Origin of the sequence: Planotetraspora sp. GP83, from assembly GCF_041262585.1 — a bacterium.
Lineage (GTDB): Bacteria > Actinomycetota > Actinomycetes > Streptosporangiales > Streptosporangiaceae > JAOEGB01.
Genome location: NZ_JBGCBZ010000014.1, coordinates 158,795 through 180,155, shown reverse-complemented (window position 1 = coordinate 180,155; position 21,361 = coordinate 158,795). Strand labels below are relative to the sequence as shown.

Annotated in this window: 18 protein-coding genes; 11 read left to right on the top strand and 7 right to left on the bottom strand. The window is 68.6% G+C overall.

All coding sequences use genetic code 11. The features are described 5' to 3' along the window. Positions 1 to 45 precede the first annotated feature (45 nt). Entirely contained in the window at positions 46 to 1,482 is a 1,437-nt protein-coding gene (locus ABH927_RS20895; protein WP_370023936.1) for an aldehyde dehydrogenase, read from the bottom strand. A gap of 357 nt (positions 1,483 to 1,839) precedes the next feature. Further along, positions 1,840 to 4,902, bottom strand: a complete 3,063-nt coding sequence (locus tag ABH927_RS20890; protein WP_370023935.1) for a M14 family zinc carboxypeptidase — start codon at positions 4,900 to 4,902, stop codon at positions 1,840 to 1,842. Between the two features lie 238 nt (positions 4,903 to 5,140). On the opposite strand from ABH927_RS20890, the gene ABH927_RS20885 reads away from it, so the two are divergent. After that, positions 5,141 to 6,028 carry a coiled-coil domain-containing protein gene (locus tag ABH927_RS20885; RefSeq protein WP_370023934.1) on the top strand — a complete coding sequence of 296 codons (888 nt, stop codon included), beginning with the start codon at positions 5,141 to 5,143 and terminating at the stop codon, positions 6,026 to 6,028. On the opposite strand, the gene ABH927_RS20880 is transcribed toward ABH927_RS20885, so the two are convergent. After that, positions 6,017 to 7,306 carry a GH1 family beta-glucosidase gene (locus ABH927_RS20880; RefSeq protein WP_370023933.1) on the bottom strand — a complete coding sequence of 430 codons (1,290 nt, stop codon included), beginning with the start codon at positions 7,304 to 7,306 and terminating at the stop codon, positions 6,017 to 6,019. The two genes, ABH927_RS20885 and ABH927_RS20880, sit on opposite strands and share 12 nt — an antisense overlap. An 88-nt stretch (positions 7,307 to 7,394) precedes the next feature. Here ABH927_RS20880 and ABH927_RS20875 point away from each other — a divergent pair, with 88 nt between their 5' ends. Beyond that, positions 7,395 to 8,045 (top strand): TetR family transcriptional regulator, encoded by a 651-nt coding sequence (locus ABH927_RS20875; RefSeq protein ID WP_370023932.1) that lies wholly within the window; start codon positions 7,395 to 7,397, stop codon positions 8,043 to 8,045. Between the two features lie 218 nt (positions 8,046 to 8,263). Next, positions 8,264 to 9,103 carry a class I SAM-dependent methyltransferase gene (locus ABH927_RS20870; protein WP_370023931.1) on the top strand — a complete coding sequence of 280 codons (840 nt, stop codon included), beginning with the start codon at positions 8,264 to 8,266 and terminating at the stop codon, positions 9,101 to 9,103. 496 nt (positions 9,104 to 9,599) lie between these two features. Here ABH927_RS20870 and ABH927_RS20865 read toward each other — a convergent pair whose 3' ends face one another. Next, positions 9,600 to 10,508: an aldo/keto reductase gene (locus tag ABH927_RS20865; RefSeq protein WP_370023930.1), complete on the bottom strand. Its 909-nt coding sequence runs from the start codon at positions 10,506 to 10,508 to the stop codon at positions 9,600 to 9,602. Positions 10,509 to 10,992: 484 nt separating this feature from the next. Further along, a complete protein-coding gene (locus ABH927_RS20860) occupies positions 10,993 to 13,071 on the bottom strand; it encodes an ABC transporter ATP-binding protein (RefSeq protein ID WP_370023929.1) in 2,079 nt (692 codons plus the stop codon). Here ABH927_RS20860 and ABH927_RS20855 point away from each other — a divergent pair. From ABH927_RS20855 to ABH927_RS20830, 6 genes are all read left to right on the top strand, one after another. After that, positions 13,070 to 13,246, top strand: a complete 177-nt coding sequence (locus ABH927_RS20855) for a hypothetical protein (RefSeq protein ID WP_370023928.1) — start codon at positions 13,070 to 13,072, stop codon at positions 13,244 to 13,246. The two genes, ABH927_RS20860 and ABH927_RS20855, sit on opposite strands and share 2 nt — an antisense overlap. A gap of 104 nt (positions 13,247 to 13,350) precedes the next feature. Then, a complete protein-coding gene (locus tag ABH927_RS20850) occupies positions 13,351 to 14,637 on the top strand; it encodes an ABC transporter substrate-binding protein (protein WP_370023927.1) in 1,287 nt (428 codons plus the stop codon). An 81-nt stretch (positions 14,638 to 14,718) separates the two neighbouring features. Next, positions 14,719 to 15,606 (top strand): carbohydrate ABC transporter permease, encoded by an 888-nt coding sequence (locus ABH927_RS20845; protein WP_370023926.1) that lies wholly within the window; start codon positions 14,719 to 14,721, stop codon positions 15,604 to 15,606. Continuing rightward, positions 15,603 to 16,478, top strand: coding sequence for a carbohydrate ABC transporter permease (locus ABH927_RS20840; RefSeq protein ID WP_370023925.1), 876 nt, complete (start codon positions 15,603 to 15,605; stop codon positions 16,476 to 16,478). Before ABH927_RS20845 ends, ABH927_RS20840 begins: the two co-directional genes overlap by 4 nt. Positions 16,479 to 16,508: 30 nt before the next feature. Then, complete coding sequence (locus ABH927_RS20835; RefSeq protein ID WP_370023924.1) at positions 16,509 to 16,754, top strand: hypothetical protein; 246 nt, start codon at positions 16,509 to 16,511, stop codon at positions 16,752 to 16,754. Beyond that, positions 16,748 to 17,092, top strand: coding sequence for a type II toxin-antitoxin system PemK/MazF family toxin (locus ABH927_RS20830; RefSeq protein ID WP_370023923.1), 345 nt, complete (start codon positions 16,748 to 16,750; stop codon positions 17,090 to 17,092). Before ABH927_RS20835 ends, ABH927_RS20830 begins: the two co-directional genes overlap by 7 nt. Positions 17,093 to 17,265: 173 nt before the next feature. On the opposite strand, the gene ABH927_RS20825 is transcribed toward ABH927_RS20830, so the two are convergent. Then, complete coding sequence (locus tag ABH927_RS20825; protein WP_370023922.1) at positions 17,266 to 18,306, bottom strand: LacI family DNA-binding transcriptional regulator; 1,041 nt, start codon at positions 18,304 to 18,306, stop codon at positions 17,266 to 17,268. Positions 18,307 to 18,808: 502 nt separating this feature from the next. Between ABH927_RS20825 and ABH927_RS20820 the strand changes: the two genes are divergently transcribed. Then, positions 18,809 to 19,957, top strand: a complete 1,149-nt coding sequence (locus ABH927_RS20820; protein ID WP_370023921.1) for a CynX/NimT family MFS transporter — start codon at positions 18,809 to 18,811, stop codon at positions 19,955 to 19,957. Positions 19,958 to 19,974: 17 nt separating this feature from the next. Next, the gene (locus tag ABH927_RS20815) at positions 19,975 to 20,685 is read left to right on the top strand and encodes a hypothetical protein (protein ID WP_370023920.1); all 711 of its coding nucleotides are present in this window, start codon (positions 19,975 to 19,977) and stop codon (positions 20,683 to 20,685) included. Between the two features lie 18 nt (positions 20,686 to 20,703). Here the strand turns inward: ABH927_RS20815 and ABH927_RS20810 are convergent, their stop codons facing one another. Next, positions 20,704 to 21,348 carry a Uma2 family endonuclease gene (locus ABH927_RS20810; RefSeq protein WP_370023919.1) on the bottom strand — a complete coding sequence of 215 codons (645 nt, stop codon included), beginning with the start codon at positions 21,346 to 21,348 and terminating at the stop codon, positions 20,704 to 20,706. Positions 21,349 to 21,361: the final 13 nt, after the last annotated feature.

Genomic DNA, 21,361 nt, shown 5'->3' with positions numbered 1-21,361 from the left:
ACGGGGCGGGGAGGGCCACCAGCCGGTGGGGCCGTCGATCGCGGTTCAGCCCAGGCGGGCGATCGACTTGTACTCCAGGTAGGCCGACAGGCCCTCGGGGCCGAGCTCGCGGCCGAGCCCGCTGGCCTTGTAACCGCCGAACGGAGTGCCCGGGTCCATCGTGTTCATCATGTTGACGCCGTAGGTTCCGGTGCGGACCTGGCGGGCGACGTCCATGCCGTGCGCGGTGTCGGCCGTCCAGACCGAGCCGGACAGGCCGTAGTCGCTGTCGTTGGCGATGCGGATCGCGTCGGCCTCGTCGTCGTACGGGATCACCGTCAGGACCGGGCCGAAGATCTCCTCGCGGGCGATCCGCATGTCGTTGGTCGCGCCCGCGAAGACGGTCGGCGCGACGTACCACCCGCGGTCGAAGGGGCGGTCGAGCCCGCCGACGACCGCCTTGGCGCCCTCGTCGATGCCGATCTTGATGTAGCCCTCCACCCGCTCCTGCTGGCGCTTGGCGACCAGCGGGCCGATGCCGGTGGCGGGATCCGCGGGGTCGCCGACCCGCTGGCCGCCGACCATGTCGGCCACGGCCTGGACCACCTCGTCGTACCGGCTCCGGGAGGCGAGGATGCGGGTCTGGGCGACGCAGGCCTGGCCGTTGTTCATCAGCGCGGCGATCGACAGGAAGCCCATGGCCGACGGCAGGTCGCAGTCGTCGAGGATGATCGCGGCGGACTTGCCGCCCAGCTCCAGGCTGCACCGCTTGAGCTGCTCCCCGCAGATGGCGCCGATCCGGCGGCCGGCGGCGGTCGAGCCGGTGAAGGCGACCTTGTCGATGCCGGGGTGGGAGACCAGGTGCTCACCGGCCTCGCGTCCGGCGGCCACGATGTTGACGACGCCCGCCGGGATCCCGGCCTCCCTGACCATCTCGGCCAGCAGGTAGGAGTCGAGGGGCGTCTCGGGAGCGGGCTTGAGCACGACCGTGCAGCCGGCGATGAGCGCCGGAGCGAGCTTGGTCATGATGACGAACTGCGGGACGTTCCACGGCACGATCGCGGCGACGACGCCCACCGGCTCGCGGCGTACGGTCACCGGCCCGAACATGCCGGGGCGCTCGTCCTCGACGGCGAAGGTCTTGCCGAGCTCGGCGAAGTACTGCAGCATGCCGAGCGGCTGGGGGGCCTGCGCGAGCTGGGAGAAGGTGATGGGGCAGCCCATCTCCAGAGTGATCACATCGGCGATCTCGCCCTGGCGGGCCGCGTAGATCTCCGCCAGCCTCCCGACGACGGCGGCGCGCTCGGCCATGCTGAGCCGGGGCCAGGGGCCGTTGTCGAAGGCGTCGCGTGCCGCGGCGACCGCGCGGTCCATGTCGGCGGGCGTGCCGTCCGGCACGCGGCCGACGATCTCCTCGGTATGGGGCGAGATGACGTCGATGATCCCGGTGCCCGCGGGGGCCACCCAGTCGCCCCCGATGAAGAGCTTGTCGTGCTGAAGCATGTGTCTGCCTCCTGGTCGGGCGCGCCTCATGGACTTGAGCGAATGCTTGCTTGGACAGTCTCTTCTCGCGAGGGGGCCGGAACAAGCCCCACGCCACAGTGAGACCGAATCATGTTCTGCCGATCGTTGGCAAGAGCTGCGGCGTGTCGCGCCCTCCGCGCATGATCACGGAGGGGGTATGCGCAGGTCGGCGGGGGTGCGCGGGAGTGTCTGCATGATCACGGCTGATCGGGGCGCAGGTTGCGCGGCATCCGCGGGAAGGTGTGCATGATCACGCGGGGGTGTGGCTCCCGGCCCGGCCTGGGGGTTCGGTCGGGGCGGGAGCCGTACGCCGCGTGGATTGATGGGAGAGAGGGTTTATGGGAGGGGCGTGGTGAGCAGGTGGGTCATCGCACGCTTGACCAGGTCGGTGCGCATGGCCTGGGTGGTCGCGCCCTCGGCGCCGAAGCCGAAGTAGACGGTGTCCTTGGTCGTGATGCCGGCGCCGTCCTCAAGCGACTGGTCGCTGCGCGCCCAGTCGTTGATCGCGGCGGCCGAGCCCGGAGGCGGACCGGCGACGGTCCAGCCGCCGAGGTCGCCCTCGAACGACGTCTCCGAGACCGTCGCACCGTCGGCCTTGATCGTCGCGTCGTCGAGCCAGACGCCGAGGCCCTGGGTGCCCCAGTCGCTGATGTAGGAGATCGAGACCTCGACCTGCTTGCCGGCGTAGGCGGACAGGTCGATCGACCACTGCTGCCAGCCGTTCGAGGAGCCGGAGGCCGCGTGCCACGCGCCGGTGGTGCCGGTCGCGGTGCACGAGGACACGCCGTCGAAGGTCTGGTAGTGGGCGGTGAACGGGTGGATGGACGTCCAGCCGCCGCCGCAGCTGTCGCCGGGCTCCTCGGAGGTGTGCCCGTTGGCGTCGGGCAGCGTCGTCCAGTCGTCCTGGCCGGCGGTGTGGGCCTCGACGGTCAGGAAGTCCCAGTTCGGCTCGGTGTCGTATGACGTCCAGAACGACAGGCTGCCGCCGGCCTTACCGGTGAGGTCGATCGTCCGGGTCAGGCGTTTCCAGGACACGTCGGCCCGGTCGCTCTGCACGTCCCACGCGCCGGTGTGCGGGCTGAAGGGCGCTCCCGCGCTGTACTGCCACTTGAGCGGGGCGGCGCTGGCGAACTGCGGGAACTTGTCCGGCGTCAGCACCGAGGAGGTGCTGACGAAGGTCGAGGTGTGGTTCTGGTTGCCGGGGGAGTCGCCGCCGTTCAGCGTGCCGATGAACCCGGCGAAGGCGCCACCGGTGCCCTTGAGCGGCAGGGTGTTCCCATTCGAGTCCTGGCCGCCGCCGTCCACGAAGCTGTAGGCGCCCAGGTAATACTGCGCGAAGTCGTTGCTCAGCGCGAGGCACGGCGGCTTGGTCCGGGTCGTGCACTCCGGCTGCGCCGGATAGTCGGGCTCGTACCAGTAGGCGCCGTTGACGTTCTGCGCGTAGAGGGCGTACTTGCCGGTGGCGAGGAGCTTCCCACCCTCGTTGAGGTAGTCGCGGAAGGCCAGCTCCAGGGCCTCGGCCAGGTTCGCGGCGGTGCCGCCCGGCTGTCCCACGGTCCGTGGGATGGTGTCGTCGCCGGTCTCCCAGATCACGGCCTTGTAGTGGCTCAGCACGCCGAGCGGGTGCGGCGCCTTGCGGCCGTTGGCGTCCACGTCGTACACGTCGGAGGAGTAACCCGTCTCCGACAGCGCCTTGGCGTAGTCGCCGGCGTACTTCGCCTCGGTCACGCCCTGAGCCGGGCTGGCGCCCGTCACGTCCTCGGCCGCCACGACCAGCACCTTGCCGCCGATGTCGGTCGCGACCTTGTAGGTGAAGCCCTCGCTCTGTTTGGTGATCGAGGAGAACCAGACCTTCACGGTGTCACCGGGCTTCGCCCCCTTCACCGTGCCCCTGAGCTGGTGGAAGTAGGTGTTGTAGCCGCCGCCGTAGCGCTCGCCGCCCTTCCACTCCGAGGTCAGGGCGATCTTCGTGGGGCCACCGTTGATCTGATATTTCAGGAAAACGGGGCCGAGCTTGCGCTTGGCGTCCACCTGGACCACCTGGTCGGTGCCGTAGCTGACGTCGAACTTGTCGACGACGAAGTCGGGGACCGTGTTGCCGAGGTGGTTGACCGGCTCGCTCGGGTTCAGCGCCGACTTCGCCACGTCGAGCGCGAAGGGGAGTTGCTTCTCGAATTCGCCCTGGACCAGCGCCTCGTCGTCGGGGAAGACGAAGCCGCACCCCTCGCACCCCTCTTCGAGCTCCGGCGTCCAGGCGAGCGTGCCGTACTGCTTGTGCGCGTGGTCGGTGGTCTCGCCGTTGGTGGTGTACAGCTCCGCGCCCACGCCGGGGTCGAACCCGGGGACGGCCGGCTTCTCGTCCGTGCCGGTCAGCGCCAGGTAGACGGGGTCGTCGGCGGTCTTGGTCTCCACCTGCCAGCCCTCCGGGTAGAGCAGCAGCGGGCCGTACGAGTGGTAGTTGACCTGGGCCTTGAAGCGGAGCCTCCTGAGCAGCCCGTCCATGGCCCTGGTCTCCGGCTCGGATCCGGGGGCGGTGCCGCGGTAGGTCTCGCTGTTGAGAACGCCGGAGGAGCCCTCCTCGTCGTAGCGCCAGTTCGTGGGGAAGTTGCGGTTGGGGTCGACGCCGTCGTTGCGCGTGATGACGCCGTCGCCGTCGTTGTCCCGGAGGTTCTTGCGCCAGAGCCGGTTGCCCTCGGTGAAGGTGAAGTCGTAGCCGTCGGGGTTGGCCACCGGCACGAACCAGATCTCCGTCGTGGCGAGGAGCCTGCCGATCTCCGGAGTGGCCTTGCCGGCGACCAGGTGCTTCAGCAGCCGCATGTCCACCTCGGTCGCGATCCACTCCCGCGCGTGCTGGGTCGCCGAGTACAGCACGGCCGGCTTGGTCCCGTCGGGCAGCACCCGTGCGAGCTTCGTCAGCTTGATCGCCAGGATGTCCTTGCCCTGGAGGGACTTTCCGATCGACTCCAGCTTGGCGACGTCCTTGTTGGCGTCGGCGATGGCGCGGAGCTGGTCGGCGATGCCGCCCTTCTCGGAGTAGGACTTCCATACGGTGTATCCGCCGGCGGCCTGCGCCTTGGCCGCCTGGAGCTGCGTCTGGCCCTGCGGGTTGCGGACGGGCTGTGGCCTCAGGCCGAGGCCCTGCAGCTTCTTCAGGTCGATCTGGGTGGCGGTGAGCTCGATGTGCTCCTTGTCGCCCGCGATCTTCTGCTGAACGACGTCGAAGCCCTTCTGCAGCAGCGCGCCGGCGGTCCCCGGCGGGCTGTCGAGCTGGTAGAGGTCGCTCCGGTCCGATGGCGGCAGGGGGTCTCCGGAGGCGGCTTGCGCTCCGGCGATCGGCGTCAGCAGTGCCGCTCCGAGCGCGCCGGCCGCCAGGACTGACATGATCAGTCGTCGGGACATGGGGTACGGCCCTTCGTGAGGGGGACGATCACCCGAATCTGACTGCGCGTAAGGTCACGTGCAACCCATGTCGAGACTCATGTAAGTCACGAATTGATCACGTCTGGTCCAGATAAATCTGGTCAAGTGGCGGCAGAGTGTCACGTTGTTCACCAAAGGTGCATGGGTTTCTCCTGTTCCGGTAGCAGGCATAAAGATCGCCTTCTATAGTTTCGGACCGAATGTGAGTGGAGGTCGCGTGCAACCGGGGCGCTGGATCGGGCTGGCGGTGGTGACCACCGCACTGCTCGGCGCGCTCACGGTTCCCGGGGCAGAGGCGAAGCCGGACCCGCAGGCCAAGCTGCGCGCGCTCACCAGGGAGGCCGCCGAGCTCTCCAAGGCGTACCGGGGCGAGATCATCAGCCTGGAGGACGCCCAGCAGGCGGCCGAGAAGGCCTCGAAGCGGGTGAAGAAGCTCAACCGCGATCTCCGTACGGCCGAGCGGCAGGTGGCCGAGTTCGCCCAGACGTCCTACATCAACGGCGGGATCGACGACTCCCAGCTGTTCACCATGCGGGTCGATCTCGGGACGGTCTCGACGATGGCCTACCTCTCCAGCCAGAAGACCGAGCGGCTCAACCACGTCAAGGATCTGATCGCGCAGCAGCGCAAGGCCACCAAGGACGCCGACGCCGAGATCGACAAGCTCCAGGCGCACATCAAGGAGTTGAAGGCCAAGCGGCGCGAGGTCGAGAGGCGCATGGCCAAGTTCGGCTTTCAGGCGCCGGACGCCGGGTCGGGACTGACGCCCCGCATGATCACCGTGCGTAACGCGATCATGCAGGATTTCCCGATGCCGTTCGGGGTCGGCTGCCTGCGGCCGGGCGACCCGGGAGAGCACGGCAAGGGCCGGGCCTGCGACTTCATGATGAGCAGCGGCGGCCGCATGCCCGAGCCCGACGCCAAGGAGCGCGGCGACGCCCTCGCCCAGTGGTGCATCGCTCACGCCCAGCAGTACGGGATCATGTACATCATCTGGCAGCAGCGCTTCTACGACATGCGTACGGGCACCGGCTGGCGGATGATGTCAGACCGGGGCGGCATCACGGCCAACCACTACGACCACGTCCACGTATCAGTCCTTTAGCGTTTCGATGAGGCCCTTCAGCCAGTGGTAGGACGCTTTGGGCGTGCGCTTCTGGGTCTCGAAGTCGACGTGGACCAGGCCGAACCGCTGGTGGTAGCCCTCGGCCCACTCGAAGTTGTCGAGCAGCGACCACACGAAATAGCCCCTGAGGTCGACGCCCTCGCGCTGAGCCTCCCGCATGGCCGCGATGTGGCCGTCGAGGTAGGCGATCCGCTCCTGGTCGTCGATCTCCTCGTAGGAGCAGCCGTTCTCGGTGATGTAGACGGGCGGGAGCGCCGTGCCGTACCTCGTCTTGAGGGAGACGAGCAGCTCGCGCAGGCCGTCGGGGACGACGGGCCAGCCGAAGGCGGTCGTCGGGAAGCCGGTGATGCCCGCGTCCTCGAACGGCAGGCCACCCGAGCCCGGCCCCGAGATCCGGGTGGGGTTGTAATAGTTGATCCCCAGGCCGTCGAGGGGCTGGGCGATTGTCTCCAGATCGCCGGTAAGGACGAAGTCCAGCTTCGCTAGGCCGTACGCCGAGAAATCTGGATAGGTGCCGAGAAGGACGGGGTCGTTGAACAGCCGGTTGTGCAGCGTGTCGTAGGCGTCGGCGGCGGCCAGGTCTTCGGGAGAGTCCGAGGCGGGCCACACGGGCGTGCAGTTGTTGGTGATCAGCACCTGCTCGGCTCCGGCCGCCCGCAGCGCCTGTACGGCGAGGCCGTGCCCGAGCAACTGGTGATGGGCCACGGGTAGGGCGTCGAGGAAGAGCGCCCTGCCGGGGGCGTGGACGCCCAGGCCGTACCCGAACACCATGTGGACGAACGGCTCGTTGAGCGTGATCCACATCTTCACCCGGTCGGAGAGCCGCTCGGCGACGATGGCGGTGTAATCCGCGAAATAGCCGGAAATATCGCGATTGAGCCACCCGCCCTCGTCCTCCAGGGCCTGCGGCAGGTCCCAGTGGAAGAGCGTCGGCGCGGGGACGATGCCCTTCTCGCAGAGGGCGTCCACCAGCCGGTCGTAGAAGTCGAGCCCCTTCTTGTTGGGCTCGCCCCTGCCGGAGGACTGGACGCGGGACCAGGCGATCGAGAACCGGTACGCGTTGAGGCCGGCCTCGGCCATCAGCGCCACGTCCTCAGGCCAGCGGTGGTAGTGGTCGCAGGCCACGTCGCCGGTGTGCCCGTCGCGGGTCCGGCCCGGCTCGTGGGAGAAGGTGTCCCAGATCGAGGGCCCTCTGCCGTCCTCCCCGACGGCCCCCTCGATCTGGTAGGACGCGGTAGCCGTACCCCAGAGGAACATGTGTCCGCCTCCTGCGCGCACCCCGGCATGTGACGTGAGTACAACTCATGTTAATGCGCTTGCTATCTGAGGGCGAGACAATGGCCGCATGACGAACGCCACTGGGGGAACGCTGCGCCGCCGGCCCGCCCAGCGCCGCAGCCAGGAGCGGGTCGAGCGGATGCTGGACGAGTGCGCCGGGCTCCTCGACGAGGTCGGGTACGACGCGCTGACCACCAAGGAGGTCGCCCGGCGGGCCGAGGTGCCCATCGGGACCTTCTATCAGTTCTTTCCCGACAAACAGGGGTTGGTCAGGGCGCTCGCGCTGCGGAACCTCGAGGCGTTCCTCGACAGCGTCGCGACGAGGCTCGCCGACGCGCCGCCCACCGACTGGGCCGGCGCGGTCGACCTCGGGATCGACGAGTTCGTGCGGATGAAGCGCACCACGCCCGGGTTCGGGGTGGTCGACTTCGGCGAGGTGCTCGCCGCGCCGGGCGGTCCCGCGTTGCCGGGAACCCAGCGGATGCTCGACGCGGCGCTGGAGAACAACGTCATCGTGGCCGACCGGTTGCGCTCGCTCACGGTCGAGCTGCTCGGCGTGCCGCGCAGCGACGACATCGCGCGAGCCTTCGTCGTCGCTGTCGAGGCCGCCGACGCCGTGCTGAAGCTCGCCTTCCGAGCCCACCCCGACGGCGACCTCGACCTGATCGCCGAATGCAAACGCCTCGTCCGCCGCTACCTCTCCGACCACCTCGGATAGGACTCGGATAGGAGTCGAACGGGAGGCCTTCGATTGAGCATGACGAAGTCGTGGATGACGCCCTGGTAGCGGACGGCGGTGACCGGCACGCCGTCAGAATCTCATCGCCGGTCTGCAAAGTGGTGAGCAACTGCGGGCGGGAAGTGGGGCGTGGGGTGAAGTCACTCGCCAGACGCCTTCGGAAAGCCGTGCTCCGCGAGTTGACGGCGGGAGGGCACATGACCTGGGTATGGGACGAGACGCTCTACTTGGGAAGCGCGCCTTACTACGCCAGAGGACGACTTCCCTACGCCCCCGGTTTGGCGGAGGCACTACGAGAGTCGCTCGGCCTGGACGGGAGCGGACGGCTGCTGGACGTGGGCTGCGGCCCGGGCGTGGTGGCGTTGACCTTGGCTCCCCTCTTCGAGGAGGTCGTGGCAGTGGATCCTGACCCGGGCATGATCGAGGAGGCGCGGCGGCGTGGCGCCGAGGCGAGGGTGTCCAACGCGGAATGGGTCCAGGTGCGAGCCGAGGACCTGCCGGCCGGCCTCGGCTCGTTCCGCGTCATCGTCTTCGCGCAGTCCTTCCACTGGATGGAAAGGGGCAAGGTCGCTGCCACGAGCCGCGAGCTGCTGACCGATGGCGGTTCCCTGGTGCACATCAGCGACCTCAAGGAATTCCCGCCGCTGCCGACGGGGGCGGCACCCCGGCCGCCTTTCGACGAGATCAAGAGCTTGGTGCGGAGCTACCTCGGCGCGACGCGACGAGCCGGGCAGGGTTTGCTGCCCGACGGTACGCCGTCCGGCGAGGCGAGCGTACTGCGGGCCGCGGGTTTCGCCGAGCCCCGCCACCTCGTGGTTCCCGGAGGCCAGGTGGTCAAGCGGAGCGCCGACGACGTGGTGGCGTGGACCTATTCGCGATCGGATTCGGCTCCGCACCTGTTCGGCGAGCGGCTTCCCCAGTTTGAGGCCGAGCTTCGGTGGCTACTGCACCGGACTTCGGCCGCCGGGCGGTTCACCGAGGTCGTGCCGGACACCGAGGTCTTCATCTGGGACAAGGGGGCAACCACGCCCGGTTGACGTCGCAGCGTCCTGTGCGGTGAGAGCCCGGGTAGCTGTCGCGGATCTCGAGAGGGCAGTGTGGCCCGCCTGCCTGGACGGGGTGATGTACGGCTACGGCAGGCAGGCGGTCTGGGGAACGCCGGGGCGGGCAACGAGAGCGTGGACGACAGGGCGCGTGAGGACGTGCTCAGGCTTACCTGTGATTAACCAGTACGGTGCCAACATCCGCCTCCACGAGGCGCTGTGCACAGTCGCCCGGGAAGAGCGCTCATGTGGAGCCGGGCGCTGGGCCGGCTCGAGCCATGGTCCGATCTTCTTGTACGGTCATCTGCGCAATTTGGCGGTGGCGAAAGCGGTTTCCCTGACTGGATGACCGTACAAGAGAGATCATTTACGCGGGTGAGTCTCTAGAGGCCGCGAATGAGCGTCGGTTATTCGGCAAAGTCGTCGGCGTACGGCTGGACCTCGTCGGGGGATCTCCGAGGCGCCGAGGATGAGGCCGGGGCGTCGAGTGTCAGGCGGGGGCGTCGAGGCGGGCGCGGAGGTCGGGGTCGAGCTTGACGTCGGTGAGTAGCTCTTCCAGTTGGGCGAGCGAGCTGACCCCGACGATCGGGACGATGTCCTGCGTCTGTAGCCAGGCGAGCACCACCTGGTTCCGGGTGGCGCCCAGCTCGCTTGCCACCTCGTCGAGCACGGCCAGCCGCCTGGCCGTACCGGGATGGTCGTACTGCTCCGGGAGCGGCTTGCTCGCGTACGCGCCGGAGAGCAGCGACGTGTAGACCCAGAGGTTCAGGCCCTCGGAGCGCACGTAGTCGAGCGTCTCCTCGGTCACCTGCACGTGGCCTCCCTCGGGCAGCCGCACGCCGGGGCGCGGACGCAGGTAGGAGTGGCGGAGCTGCACATATGTATACGGTGTCCAGCCGTGCGAGGCGGCCAGCGACCTGGCGCGCTCCAGCCGCCAGGTGGCGTGGTTGCTCGCGCCGACCGCCTTGACCTTGCCGGCCGTCACCAGGTCGTTGAAGGCGCCGACGGTCTCCTCCAGAGGCACGGACCGATCCTCGATGTGGGCCCAGTACACGTCGATGTGGTCGATGCCGAGCCGCCGCAGGCTGTCCTCGGCCGCGCCCGCGAGCACTTGGGCGGACAGCCCCTCGGCCGAGTCGAGGGTCAGGTCTCCCGGAACCGTCGGGCGGCCCCCGCACTTGGTGCTGATGACCACCTGGTCGCGGTTTCCTCTGGAGGCGAGCCACCGGCCGATCGTGGTCTCGCTCTCGTCGCCGGTCGCCCCGTCGAGCCAGAAGGGGTAGTTGTTGGCGGTGTCGATGAGCGTGCCGCCGCCCTCGACGAACCGGTCGAGGATGGCGAACGAGGTCTGGTCGTCCACCGTGGTCCCGAAGGGGATGGTCCCCAATGCGATCGTCATGCCTCCACTCTGCAAGCTGGAGTGCACTCCACCGCAATCCCCCGGCCCTTCCCCCCGGCCACCCCTTGTCGTGATCATGCACAGATTCCTCGATTGTCCGGCTGATCTGGGACGATACGTTTCGTGATCATGCGCGGATTCCTTGGTTGCCTGGTTGACCTCGGACGATGTGCTTGGTGATCACGTGCGTGTCTCATGCTTGATCGCGATATTCATTGGCGCTGACGCTGCTGAGGCGGTCGCGCTTATCCTCGCCCAGTTGCCCGCATAACCCACGAAGCGATCACGGCGGATCACTCGCCATCGAACACCGCCTCGGTGTTAGCGACCGAGTAGCCGGATGGGCTGATCATGCGCAGGGCCTGGTCGGTAGGGAATCTGTGCATGATCACCAATTCCGTCGGCCCAGGTCGCGGGCCATGGGAGGGACTCTGTGCATGATCACCACAAAGGGGTGGCTGCGTGATCACCACAAAGGGGTGGCTCAGGCGCTGCGGTATGCCTGGGCCTGGAGGTTGTAGAGGTCGGCGTAGAGGCCGTCGAGGGTGATCAGCTCCTGGTGGGTGCCGTGCTCGACGACCTTGCCGTGGTCGAGCACGTAGATCCGGTCGGCGTAGCGCACGCTCGCCAGCCGGTGCGTGATCAGCAGGACTGTCCGCCCGTCGGCGTGCCGCCGGACCCGATCGAACAGCGCGTGCTCGGCCCGCGCGTCCAGGGCGGCCGTCGGCTCGTCGCAGATCAGCAGCGGGGCGTCCCGGTAGAACCCGCGCGCCACGGCGATCCGCTGCCACTGGCCTCCGGACAGCTCCTGCCCGTCCTTGAACCGGCGGTCGAGAAGTGTGCGGTAGCCGTGCGGAAGCTCCTCGATGACCTGGTCGGCGCCGGCGACCTCGGCGGCGTGGACCACCGCGGTCTCGCCCTTCTCCATGCCCATCGTGATGTTGTGGCGGGCGGTCAGCGGCCAGCGGGTGTGGTCCTGCGCGATGACCGCGATGTTTCCCCGCAGATCGTGCGGGTCGACCTCGCTCAGGTCGGTGTCGTCCCAGAGGACACGGCCGCTGTCCGGGTCGTAGAGGCCGGCGAGGATCTTCGACAGTGTCGTCTTGCCCGAGCCGTTCTCCCCGACGAGGGCCACCACCTCGCCCCGGTCGATGTCGATGGAAACCCCCCGCAGGGCCGGGGTGGCGGAGCCGGGGTAGCTGAAGGTGACGTCCTCGGCCGTGAGGCGCTGGAAGCCCGATGGGGCCTTCCCCGTCCGCCGGGCCGGGATCCGAGCCTCGGCCTGCGCGACGAAGTCGAGGAAGTCCGTGAAGTACAGCCCCTGCTCGTAGAGGTGGTTGGTGGAGTACATCAGCGTGGCCAGCGACCCCTGGCCCGAGCGGATCGCCAGGACCGCCGTGCCGGCGATCGCCAGCGGGACGGCGCCGATGGCCAGCAACAGCCCCAGGGCCACGTAGACCACGCCCTGCCCGATCCCGCCGAGGGCCTCGCCCATGACCCGGGCGAACGTCTGCCGCCGGGCCAGGTCGAGCATGACTCGCTGCTCGGAGCGGGAGACCTTGTCGAACATTCGCAGGAGGAAGTCACGCATGGTGAACGAGCGGACCTCGGCGGCGGTGTCCTTGTCCGCCAGCAGTTCTTCGATGATCCACTTCCGGCGGCGGGCCGGGATGAGCAGCAGGCTGGTGGCGTATCCCATCCGGGCCGACCGGACGGCCGCCCAGGCGTCGGGGACGACGGCCAGCAGGAGCAGTGGCAGCAGCACCGGGTGGAGCACACCCAGCACCCCGGCTGCGGCCGCGATGCCGATGACTCCGGTCAGGGTGTCGATCGTTGTGGACACCAACATGTCCGCCATGCCCATGCCGCGCAGTCGCGCCCGCTGGAGCGCGTCGTGGAACTCGGGGTCGTCGAAGCACACGAGATCGACCTGGCTGGTCAGGCCGTAGAGGCGCGTCTCGGTGATCAGGCTGATCTGGGGACCCAGGCGGGCCTCCGCCCAGCCCGCGCCGGTCTGGAGCGCGGTACGGATCACCGCAGCCGCGCCGACCAGCAGCAGGCTCGGCAGCGCGGCCCGGACCCGGTCGGGGGTCGGGCCGGCCTCGAACAGGGCCGTCAGGACGCCCGTGGTGGCCAGCAGCCCGAAGGCCGTGAAGACGCCGCCGAGCAGGCTGAGCGTCACGGTGGCGACCGTGTCCCTGGGGCTGGCCTCCCAGGCCATGCCGAGCGCCTGCCGTATCAGTCTGGGCAGCCGGCGCGCGACGGTGAGGAAGCCGATCCCGGCCATCGTGTCGCCATAGCGGAACCACTCCGGCGATTCGATCTCCGCCAGCGTCGGCAGGTCCTCTACTGGCTCTTCGTCCCTCGTGGCGCGCCGATCTCTCCCGGCATTCTCGTCCGCCGCGACGTGCCCGTTCCCCTTGGCGCGCTCGTGCCCGTCCGCGGTGGCCCGCTCGTCCCCTTCGGAACGCTTGTCACCCGCCGAACGCAGGTTCCCGTCGGTGTGTTCGTCCTCTTCTGAGTGCTCGTCCTCTTCGGAATGCTCGTCAGCAGTGACCGCCATGCCTGCCAGTGTGACCGCCGCCACCGACATTTCCCATGCCGTCCGGGACGGCCTGCCCTACCCCGCGCGGGAGCGCCGCCGTACCTTCGCGGGGAGCGCCGCCGTACTCCGCGGAACAGCGCCGCCGTACGACCGCGACGGCCGTATGCAGAGACGTTATCCGCGCATGCCTTGACGCGAAGTGGTGCGAAGTGGGTTGATTGGCCGGTGCTGACAACGTTGTCAGCTGTGGTTTCTCAGGGGCAGAAATCATCACGGATACCCGAAGGGATTGTTGCGATGAGACGACGGTGGATGGCGGCCGTCGCGGTCTCTGTGGCAGGTCTGCTCACCCTCACCGCCTGTGGAGGCGGCGACAAGGAGGCGAGCGGAGGCGGTCAGGCCGCGCAGAAGAAGGTCGAGGTCTTCTCGTGGTGGACGGGCCCCGGTGAGGCCGACGGCCTGAAGGCGATGCGCGGGATCTTCGAGAAGCAGAACCCGAACTTCACGTTCTTCGACGCCGCCGTGGCCGGTGGCTCCGGCGACCAGGCCCGCGCCCTCCTGTCCAGCAAGCTGCAGGCCAACCAGCCCCCGGACACCTTCCAGAGCCACGCGGGTGCCGAGCAGCAGGGCTACATCAAGGCGGGCAAGCTTGAGTCGCTCAACTTCCTGTACGACGAGCTCAAGCTGAAGGACGTCCTCCCGCAGCAGCTCATCGACCAGATCTCGGTCCAGGGCCAGGTGTACTCGGTGCCGGTGAACATTCACCGCTCGAACGTCCTCTGGTTCAACCCCTCGGTCCTCAAGACCGCCGGGATCGCCGCCGCGCCGAAGACGGTCGACGAGTTCATCGCCGACCTCGCCAAGGTGAAGAAGGCCGGGAAGATCCCGCTGTCGATCGGCTCGCAGTGGACCGTCGTCCACCTGCTGGAGAGCGTGCTGCTCGGCTCGCTCGGCACCGACGCGTACAACGCTCTCTGGACGGCGAACGCCGACTGGTCGAACGCGAACGTGACCAAGGCGCTGGGGAACTTCAAGACCATCCTGTCCTACGCGGGCACCCCGCAGGAGGACTGGCAGCCCGCGGCCAAGCAGGTCGCCGACGGCGAGGCCGCCTTCAACATCATGGGTGACTGGGCCTACGGCTACTTCCACAACCCGCCGGACGGCGGTCTCGGCAAGCAGTCCAAGACCGACTTCGACTGGGCCGCCTCGCCGGGCACCGACGGCACCTTCATGTGGCTGTCGGACAGCTTCACGCTGCCCAAGGGCGCTCCCAACAGGAACGGCGCCGTGGCGTGGCTGAAGGTGGCCGCCAGCAAGGAGGGCCAGGACGCCTTCAACCCCCTGAAGGGCTCCATCCCCGCCCGCAAGGACGCCGACAAGTCCCTCTACAAGGACTACCTGGCCTGGAGCCTGGAGCAGTGGTCGGCCGACAAGCTGGCCGGCTCCATCCAGCACGGTGTCGTGGCCAACGACGCCTGGCGCACCGCGATCAGCGACGCCGTCGGCCTGTTCCAGCAGGACCAGGACGTGGCGAAGCTCCAGCAGGCGCTGGTCGCCGCGGCCAAGGCCAGCGGCCAGTAAGTTGATCTCCCTGTACGGCTCACGCCTGCCTCGGGCAAACCTCGGCGGGCGTGAGCCGTACATGACTTTTGAGAGGTACAAGTGACGCGGGTGCGCAGGTGGCTGCCGGGGCTGCTACTGGTGTCGCCATCGATCGTCCTCATCGCGGTCTTCGTGTACGGCCTGCTGGGCTGGAACTTCAAGGTCGCGATGACCGACCAGCACGACGAGATCTCGCCGGGACACTTCGTCGGGCTGGACAACTTCGTCAGCATCTGGGACCAGGAGCGCTGGGGGATCTCGGTCCGGCACTCGATCATCTTCACCGTCGTCTTCGTCGTCGGCGCGCTCGCGCTGGGCTGGTTCCTGGCCTTCCTGATGGAGAAGGGGATCAAGGGCGAGGGCGGCTTCCGGGCCGTCTATCTGTTCCCGATGGCCATCTCGTTCATCGCCACCGGCGTGGTGTGGCGGTGGCTGATGAACAGCGGCACGGGCGAGCATGCCGTGGGCCTGAACAGGCTGTTCCACTACCTGGGGCTGGACTTCTTCCAGTGGCACTGGTTCCGGGACCAGGACTGGGGCATGGCCGCGATGGCCGTCCCCGCGATCTGGCAGATGTCCGGATATGTCATGGCGCTCTTCCTGGCCGGATTCCGGGGGGTTTCGGAGGACCTGCGTGAGGCCGCGCGAGTGGACGGCTGCTCGGAATGGCAGGTCTACCGCTACGTCGTGCTGCCGCTCCTGCGGCCGGTGACGCTGTCCGCCCTGATCATCCTCGGCCACATCTCGCTGAAGGTCTTCGACCTGATCGTCGCCGTGTCCGGCAAGCAGATCATCACCGACGTGCCCGCGATCTTCATGTGGACCGCGGTCTTCGACTCCCACGACCCGGCGAAGGGCGCCACGATCGCCTCCTACATCGTGCTGTCCGTGGCCGTCTTCGTCGTGCCCTACCTCATCTGGAACGCCCGCAGGGGGAACCGCTCATGACCGCGGACGTCATCGAGAAGACCCGTCCCGTCGCTCCGGTCACGCACGTCCGGCAGCGGGCGGCCGTCGCCCGGTGGGTGCGGCTCGCGCTGCTGATCCTGTTCGTCGTGGTGTTCCTCATCCCGATCTACGTGCTGCTCGTGACCAGCTTCAAGCCGCTGAGCGAGGCCGACCCCGGACAGGCGTGGAACCTCCCCCAGGTCTGGACGACCGAGGCGTGGAGCATCGCGTGGGAGAAGCTCGAGCCCGGCATCGTCAACAGCTTCCTGCTGGCGATCCCCGGGTCGCTGATCTCGGCCGTGCTCGGATCGATGAACGGCTACGTGCTGGCCAAGTGGCGCTTCCCCGGCGCCGACGTGGTGTTCACGTTGTTCCTGTTCGGGATGTTCATCCCGTATCAGGGCGTGATGATCCCGCTCGTGCAGCTCATGGTGAACCTGGGGGTCTACGGCGGCATCCCGGGCCTGACGCTCGCGCACGTCGTGTACGGCATCCCGATCTGCACGCTGATCTTCCGGAACTACTACGTCACGATCCCGGACTCGCTCATCGAGGCGTCCCGGGTCGACGGTGCCGGGATGCTGCGGACGTTCTGGTCGGTCGTGCTGCCCGTCTCCGCCCCGGCCTTCGCCGTGGTGATCATCTGGCAGTTCACGTCGATGTGGAACGACTTCCTGTTCGCGGTCTTCCTCACCGCCCCGACGTCATGGCCCACCACGGTCATGCTGAACAACATCGCGGGCGCCCAGACCGTGCCGTACAGCCAGCAGATGGCTGCGGCCATCCTCGCGTCCATCCCCACGATGGTCGTCTACGTGCTGCTCGGCCGGTTCTTCATGCGCGGTCTCATGGCCGGCGCACTGAAGGGCTGACAAGAGGTTATACCGAGTTATACTCTTCCTATGAAGACCGCTATCTCGGTTCCCGACGAAACCTATTCCCAGGTGGAGAGGTGTACGGCGGCGCTCGGTATCAGCCGCTCGGAATTTTACACCACCGCTGCGCAGCGCTATTTGGAGCATTTGGAGTCACATGCTCTGACACAGCAGATCGACGCCGCCCTCGCCCTGGCCGTCGATGACGACACGGCCAGGGCGGCGGTGGTGGCCGGTTGGCGCAGGCTGGGCCTCGAAGAGGACGAGTGGTGATCCGGAGGGGCGACATCTACTGGGCCGGCCTGGGGGATGCGGCCGGTAGCCGACCAGCGAAACGGCGTCCGGTGCTCATCATCCAGTCAAAGCCCTACAACCTCAGCCGCCTGGCGACCGTGCTGGCGGCCGTCGTCACCTCGAATACGGGCCTCGCGGCCATGCCCGGCAATGTTTTCCTGCCCGCCGCCGCGACCGGCCTCAAGCGTGACTCGGTGGTCAACGTCACCGCGCTGGTCACTCTTAACAAGGATGAACTCGACGGGCCCGTGGGCTCGACACCCGATGCGCTGATGTCCGCCGTCGACGCCGGGCTGCGCCGCGTCATGGGCCTATGAGCCGATTGGACGGGAGCGCGCCTCACGGTTGACCAGGGCGTCGCCGAGGAGGGTGCGGTGGTAGAGCACGCTCCGGCCCGTGCGGGTGCCCGCGATCAGGCCCGTCCCCGCAGCGCACGGACGTGGTCACCGCGCTGCCCAGGCTCAGGCCGAGCCGGGCGGTGGGCCTGACTTCAGTCGCATGATCGGCGCGGCGGGATCTCGCCCGAGCCGCGCTCGATGATCCTGGTCGGCAGCTCCACCCGCCGGGGCGGCCCGGCGTCTCCGGACATCCGGCGGAAGAGGAGCTCGGCAGCTGTACGGCCGAGCCCCGACGGGTCCTGCGCCACGACCGTGATCCCCAGCACGTCGGCCAGCTCGAAGTCGTCGAACCCGACGACGGCCATTCCGGCGAGGTCCGTCAGGCGGCCGCCGTGCCGTACCGGCATCGAGGAGAGCGCGGTGAGCGCGGTGAGCGCGCGGAGGATCGCCACGGTGGTCCGCCCGTTGCCGGTGAGCAGCGCGGTCGGCGGGCCGGGCGCGGACAGGAGCCGCTCCAGGTCGGCCTGCACCCGCGCCTGGTCCGGCGGCCCCATCGCGACCAGACCTTCGTCGTACGGCAGGCCGGCCGCGGCCAGGGCCCGGCGGTAGCCGTACAGCCGCTCGATGGCCGTGAAGATCGCGGGGGAGTCGGCGAAGAAGGCGATGCGGCGGTGGCCGTGGGCGATGAGGTGCTGGACGCCCGACTGAGCGCCTCCGGCGTTGTCGCAGAGCACAGCGTCCGCGTCGCAGCCCGTGCCCGGCGGGCGGTCGGCGAAGACGGCGGCGATGCCGGCGTCGAACTCGGGGGAGAGGTATCCGTGGTCCGTGCCCGCGGGCACGATGATCAGGCCGTCGACGCGGCGGGCGCAGAAGGCGAGGACGAGTTCGCGCTCCCTGGAGGGGTCCTCTCCGGAGGATCCCGTGAAGACGAGGTAGCCCTGGCGGAGCGCAAGATCCTCGACGGCTCTGCTCAGCCCCGAATAGAAGGGGTCGGCCACGTCCTCGATCACCAGGCCGATGCTGGCGGTGCGGCCGCTGCGGAGCGTCCGCGCGCTGTCGTTGCGCCGATACCCGAGCCGGTCGATGGCGGCCTGGACCCGCTCGGCCGTGACGATGTTGACACCCGGCTCGTTGTTGACCACGCGGGAGACGGTCTTGAGCGCCACACCGGCGGCGGCCGCGACGTCGTTCATGGTCGGACGGCCGCGTCTCGTGTCTCCCACTAGTGGATCATCTCCCATTCGGCGGGCTGTGACAACGTTGTCAACCACCATTCCCCCTTGGTGGTGATCATGCACAGGGTCCTGGAATCCTCCCAGACCTCGCCACCCCCTGTGCGTGATCATGTACAGGCTCCCGATGGGGGCCCCTGAGCTGGCCAAATGGTCACCGTGATCATGCAATCTGGATTCAAGTGGACAGGTTCGCGATTGGCCGGCCCGGATAGGTGGGGTCTCTGCCCCCGCGGCCCGGATTGCATGATCACGTGCGGGGTTAGGGCAGGTGAGGGTGTGTCGGGGGGACTCTCTGGATGATCACGCCCGGCGGTGGTGCGGGTGGGAGGGGATGGCACGGAAGGCGTGCATGATCACGCCCGGCGGTGGTGCGGGCCGGTTGGGGTGGCACGGAATGTGTGCATGATCACGCCGATAAGGTTTGGGGGTGATGAGGGCGATTGTGGTCGATCGTGGTCGAGTGTTGCTCGTAGCCGGTTTCGTCCTGGCGGCTCTGAACCTCCGGCCCGCGCTCGCGGGGGTCTCTCCCGTGCTGAACCAGATCATGGACGATCTCGGCCTCAGCCCGGCGGGGGGCGGGGCGATCACCACGGTCATGGTGGTGTGCCTCGGCCTGCTGGGGCCGCTGGCGCCCGCTCTGGCCAACCGGCTCGGCCTCGACCGCACACTCCTCATCGGGCTGCTCATCCTCGCCGCCGGTGTCACGGTGCGGAGCACTGACGGCCTCGTCGCCCTGTACGGCGGAGCCGCGCTCGCGGGCACGGCCATCGCCATCATGAACGTGGCCATGCCGGGGATCGTGAAGCAGCACTTCCCCTCCCACATCGGGATCTTCACCGGCGTCTACGTCTCCTGCCTGGTGGCGGGGGCCGCCGCGGCGTCGGCGGCGATGGTGCCGCTCTCCGGCCACGTGGGCTGGCGGACCGCCACCGGATCGGTGGCCGTGTTCGCCCTGGTGGCGGCCGCGCTCTGGGCGCCCCAGGCGGTCCGCTCCCGGAAAGGAGGCGGCGGAGATCCGGGCCACCGGCCCTATCGCGCCCTGCTCCGGAGCAGGATGACGTGGTTTGTAACGGCGTTCATGGGCCTTCAGTCGCTCACTTTCTACATCGTGCTGGCCTGGCTGCCGACGATCTTCCAGAACGCCGGGCTCCCCGCCGATCAGGCCGGATATCTGCTGAGCCTCACCAACCTGTCCCAGATCGCGGCGACTCTCAGCGTGCCCGTGCACGCCGGCAAAGCAAGATCCCAGGTGCCCCACGTGGCGGCGGCCGCGGTCCTGACCATTGCCGGATATGCCGGAATCCTGCTCGCGCCGACGACGCTTCCGTGGCTCTGGATGGTCGTTCTCGGCATCGGGCAGGGCGCCTCGATCGCGCTCGCGCTCCTGATCATCGCGCTGCGGGCGCCGGACCCGGCCTCGGTCACCGCACTGTCGGCCGTCGCACAGTCGACCGGTTACGTGCTCGCCGCGCTCGGGCCCTTCGTCATCGGCCTGCTCCACCAGGTGTCCGGCGGCTGGAGCCTGCCGCTGCTCGCCGGGATCGGCGCGTGCGTCCTCCAGCTCGGGTTCGGCGTGCTGGCGGCCCGCCCCACCACGACCGTCTCGTGACGGCCTACCCTGGGCGCGTGCCGCTGCTCGATCCTCTCGTCACGACCCTGGAGAGCCTCGCGGCCGAACGCGGCGGCGTCCTCGGCGTCCTTCCCCGGCTCGTGACCGAGGACTCCCCGGAGTGGACCCGCGCCCCCGAGCTGGTGTGTGAGCCGTACGGCCCGCTGCTGTCCCTGGTGGACGAGACGGCGGCCCGGTGGGGCGCGCCGCGCCATGTCGCCGCCGCGCTGCTGTGGAAGACGTACAGCTACTGGCACACGCTGCCGATGGCCCTCGGCTGGGCGCTCGGACGGCGGGTGCCGCTGATGCGCTTCGCGGACACCGTGGTGAGGTCGTCGGACGCGGGTGTGACGGTCGCGGCGGTGAAGGTCACCGTGGCCGTCCTCCCGGACGATCCGCTGGCCGGCGCCCCCGGCACGAAGGTGGCCGACCATCTCGGGACCGCCATCAAAGACGCCCTGCTCGACGGCCAGGAGCCGGTGATCACGGCCCTCGGCGCGCTCACAAAGGTGGGCGCCCGCACGCTGTGGGGCTCCACCGCCGAGGCGTTCGTCCACCCACTGATGAGATCCGGCACGTACGGCCAGGCGGCGGCACTGCTGAAGGAGATCGGCGAGCCCGTGGACGGCCTGGTGGTTCCCCACGAGACCGGCTACCGCCGCCGTACCTGCTGCCTCTGGATCACCCTCCCCGACGCCGCCCCCTGCTCCACCTGCTGCGTCGTCTGATGTAGGTGTCCGGCACGGCTAGCGCGGCAGGCCGTCCAGGTCGATCTCGATGGGAAACGGCACCTCCACGGCGAGCCGGGAATGGTAGATCCCAGTCACCGCGTACGTCCGCGTAGCCGGATCGAGCTCATAGACGTAGACCACCGGCCGGTTGTCATTGTTCTCGACGCGCCAGAAGTGCGGGATCCCGGCGGCGGAGTAGCGTTGGGGCTTGACTTCCCGGTCTCGATATTCGGACTCGGGGGAGACCACCTCCACCACGAGACAGATCTCCTCCGGCAGGTAGTAGGTCCTGCCGTCGTCTTCCGCCGCGCCGGAGTCCACGAGTGACACATCGGGGCAGGGCCGCTGCCGCTGCCGCTGCCCGAGCTTGACGTCCATCTGCCCCACCGCGACGACCTTCTCGGGCACTTGGACGTTCAGGACCGTGCGCAAGCCGTACAGGACGCGCTCGTGGAAGCGCTTCTGGGGGGACCTGAAGATGAGGGCTCCATCGACGAGCTCGACGTGCTTGAAGAAGTCCAGCTCGCCGTTGGGGCCATCGCTAGGGAGCAGGTCGAGGTCGTCGGCCGTCCACCCCCCTGGCGGAGGGTAGGGCCAGTCGGCAAGCACGCTGGTCACATCACGCAGCGTGGCGTTGCCGCCGTCACCGTTCGTGGTCATCGGGCTACAATCT

Bases quoted from the DNA above. Each gene is read 5' to 3' on its own strand.
- ABH927_RS20835 (WP_370023924.1), top strand. From the start codon at position 16,509: ATGAAGACCGCTATCTCGGTTCCCGACGAAACCTATTCCCAGGTGGAG.
- ABH927_RS20810 (WP_370023919.1), bottom strand. From the start codon at position 21,348: ATGACCACGAACGGTGACGGCGGCAACGCCACGCTGCGTGATGTGACC.
- ABH927_RS20825 (WP_370023922.1), bottom strand. From the start codon at position 18,306: ATGAACGACGTCGCGGCCGCCGCCGGTGTGGCGCTCAAGACCGTCTCC.
- ABH927_RS20840 (WP_370023925.1), top strand. From the start codon at position 15,603: ATGACCGCGGACGTCATCGAGAAGACCCGTCCCGTCGCTCCGGTCACG.
- ABH927_RS20890 (WP_370023935.1), bottom strand. From the start codon at position 4,902: ATGTCCCGACGACTGATCATGTCAGTCCTGGCGGCCGGCGCGCTCGGA.
- ABH927_RS20865 (WP_370023930.1), bottom strand. From the start codon at position 10,508: ATGACGATCGCATTGGGGACCATCCCCTTCGGGACCACGGTGGACGAC.
- ABH927_RS20870 (WP_370023931.1), top strand. From the start codon at position 8,264: ATGACCTGGGTATGGGACGAGACGCTCTACTTGGGAAGCGCGCCTTAC.
- ABH927_RS20875 (WP_370023932.1), top strand. From the start codon at position 7,395: ATGACGAACGCCACTGGGGGAACGCTGCGCCGCCGGCCCGCCCAGCGC.
- ABH927_RS20880 (WP_370023933.1), bottom strand. From the start codon at position 7,306: ATGTTCCTCTGGGGTACGGCTACCGCGTCCTACCAGATCGAGGGGGCC.
- ABH927_RS20860 (WP_370023929.1), bottom strand. From the start codon at position 13,071: ATGGCGGTCACTGCTGACGAGCATTCCGAAGAGGACGAGCACTCAGAA.
- ABH927_RS20850 (WP_370023927.1), top strand. From the start codon at position 13,351: ATGAGACGACGGTGGATGGCGGCCGTCGCGGTCTCTGTGGCAGGTCTG.
- ABH927_RS20855 (WP_370023928.1), top strand. From the start codon at position 13,070: ATGCCTGCCAGTGTGACCGCCGCCACCGACATTTCCCATGCCGTCCGG.
- ABH927_RS20895 (WP_370023936.1), bottom strand. From the start codon at position 1,482: ATGCTTCAGCACGACAAGCTCTTCATCGGGGGCGACTGGGTGGCCCCC.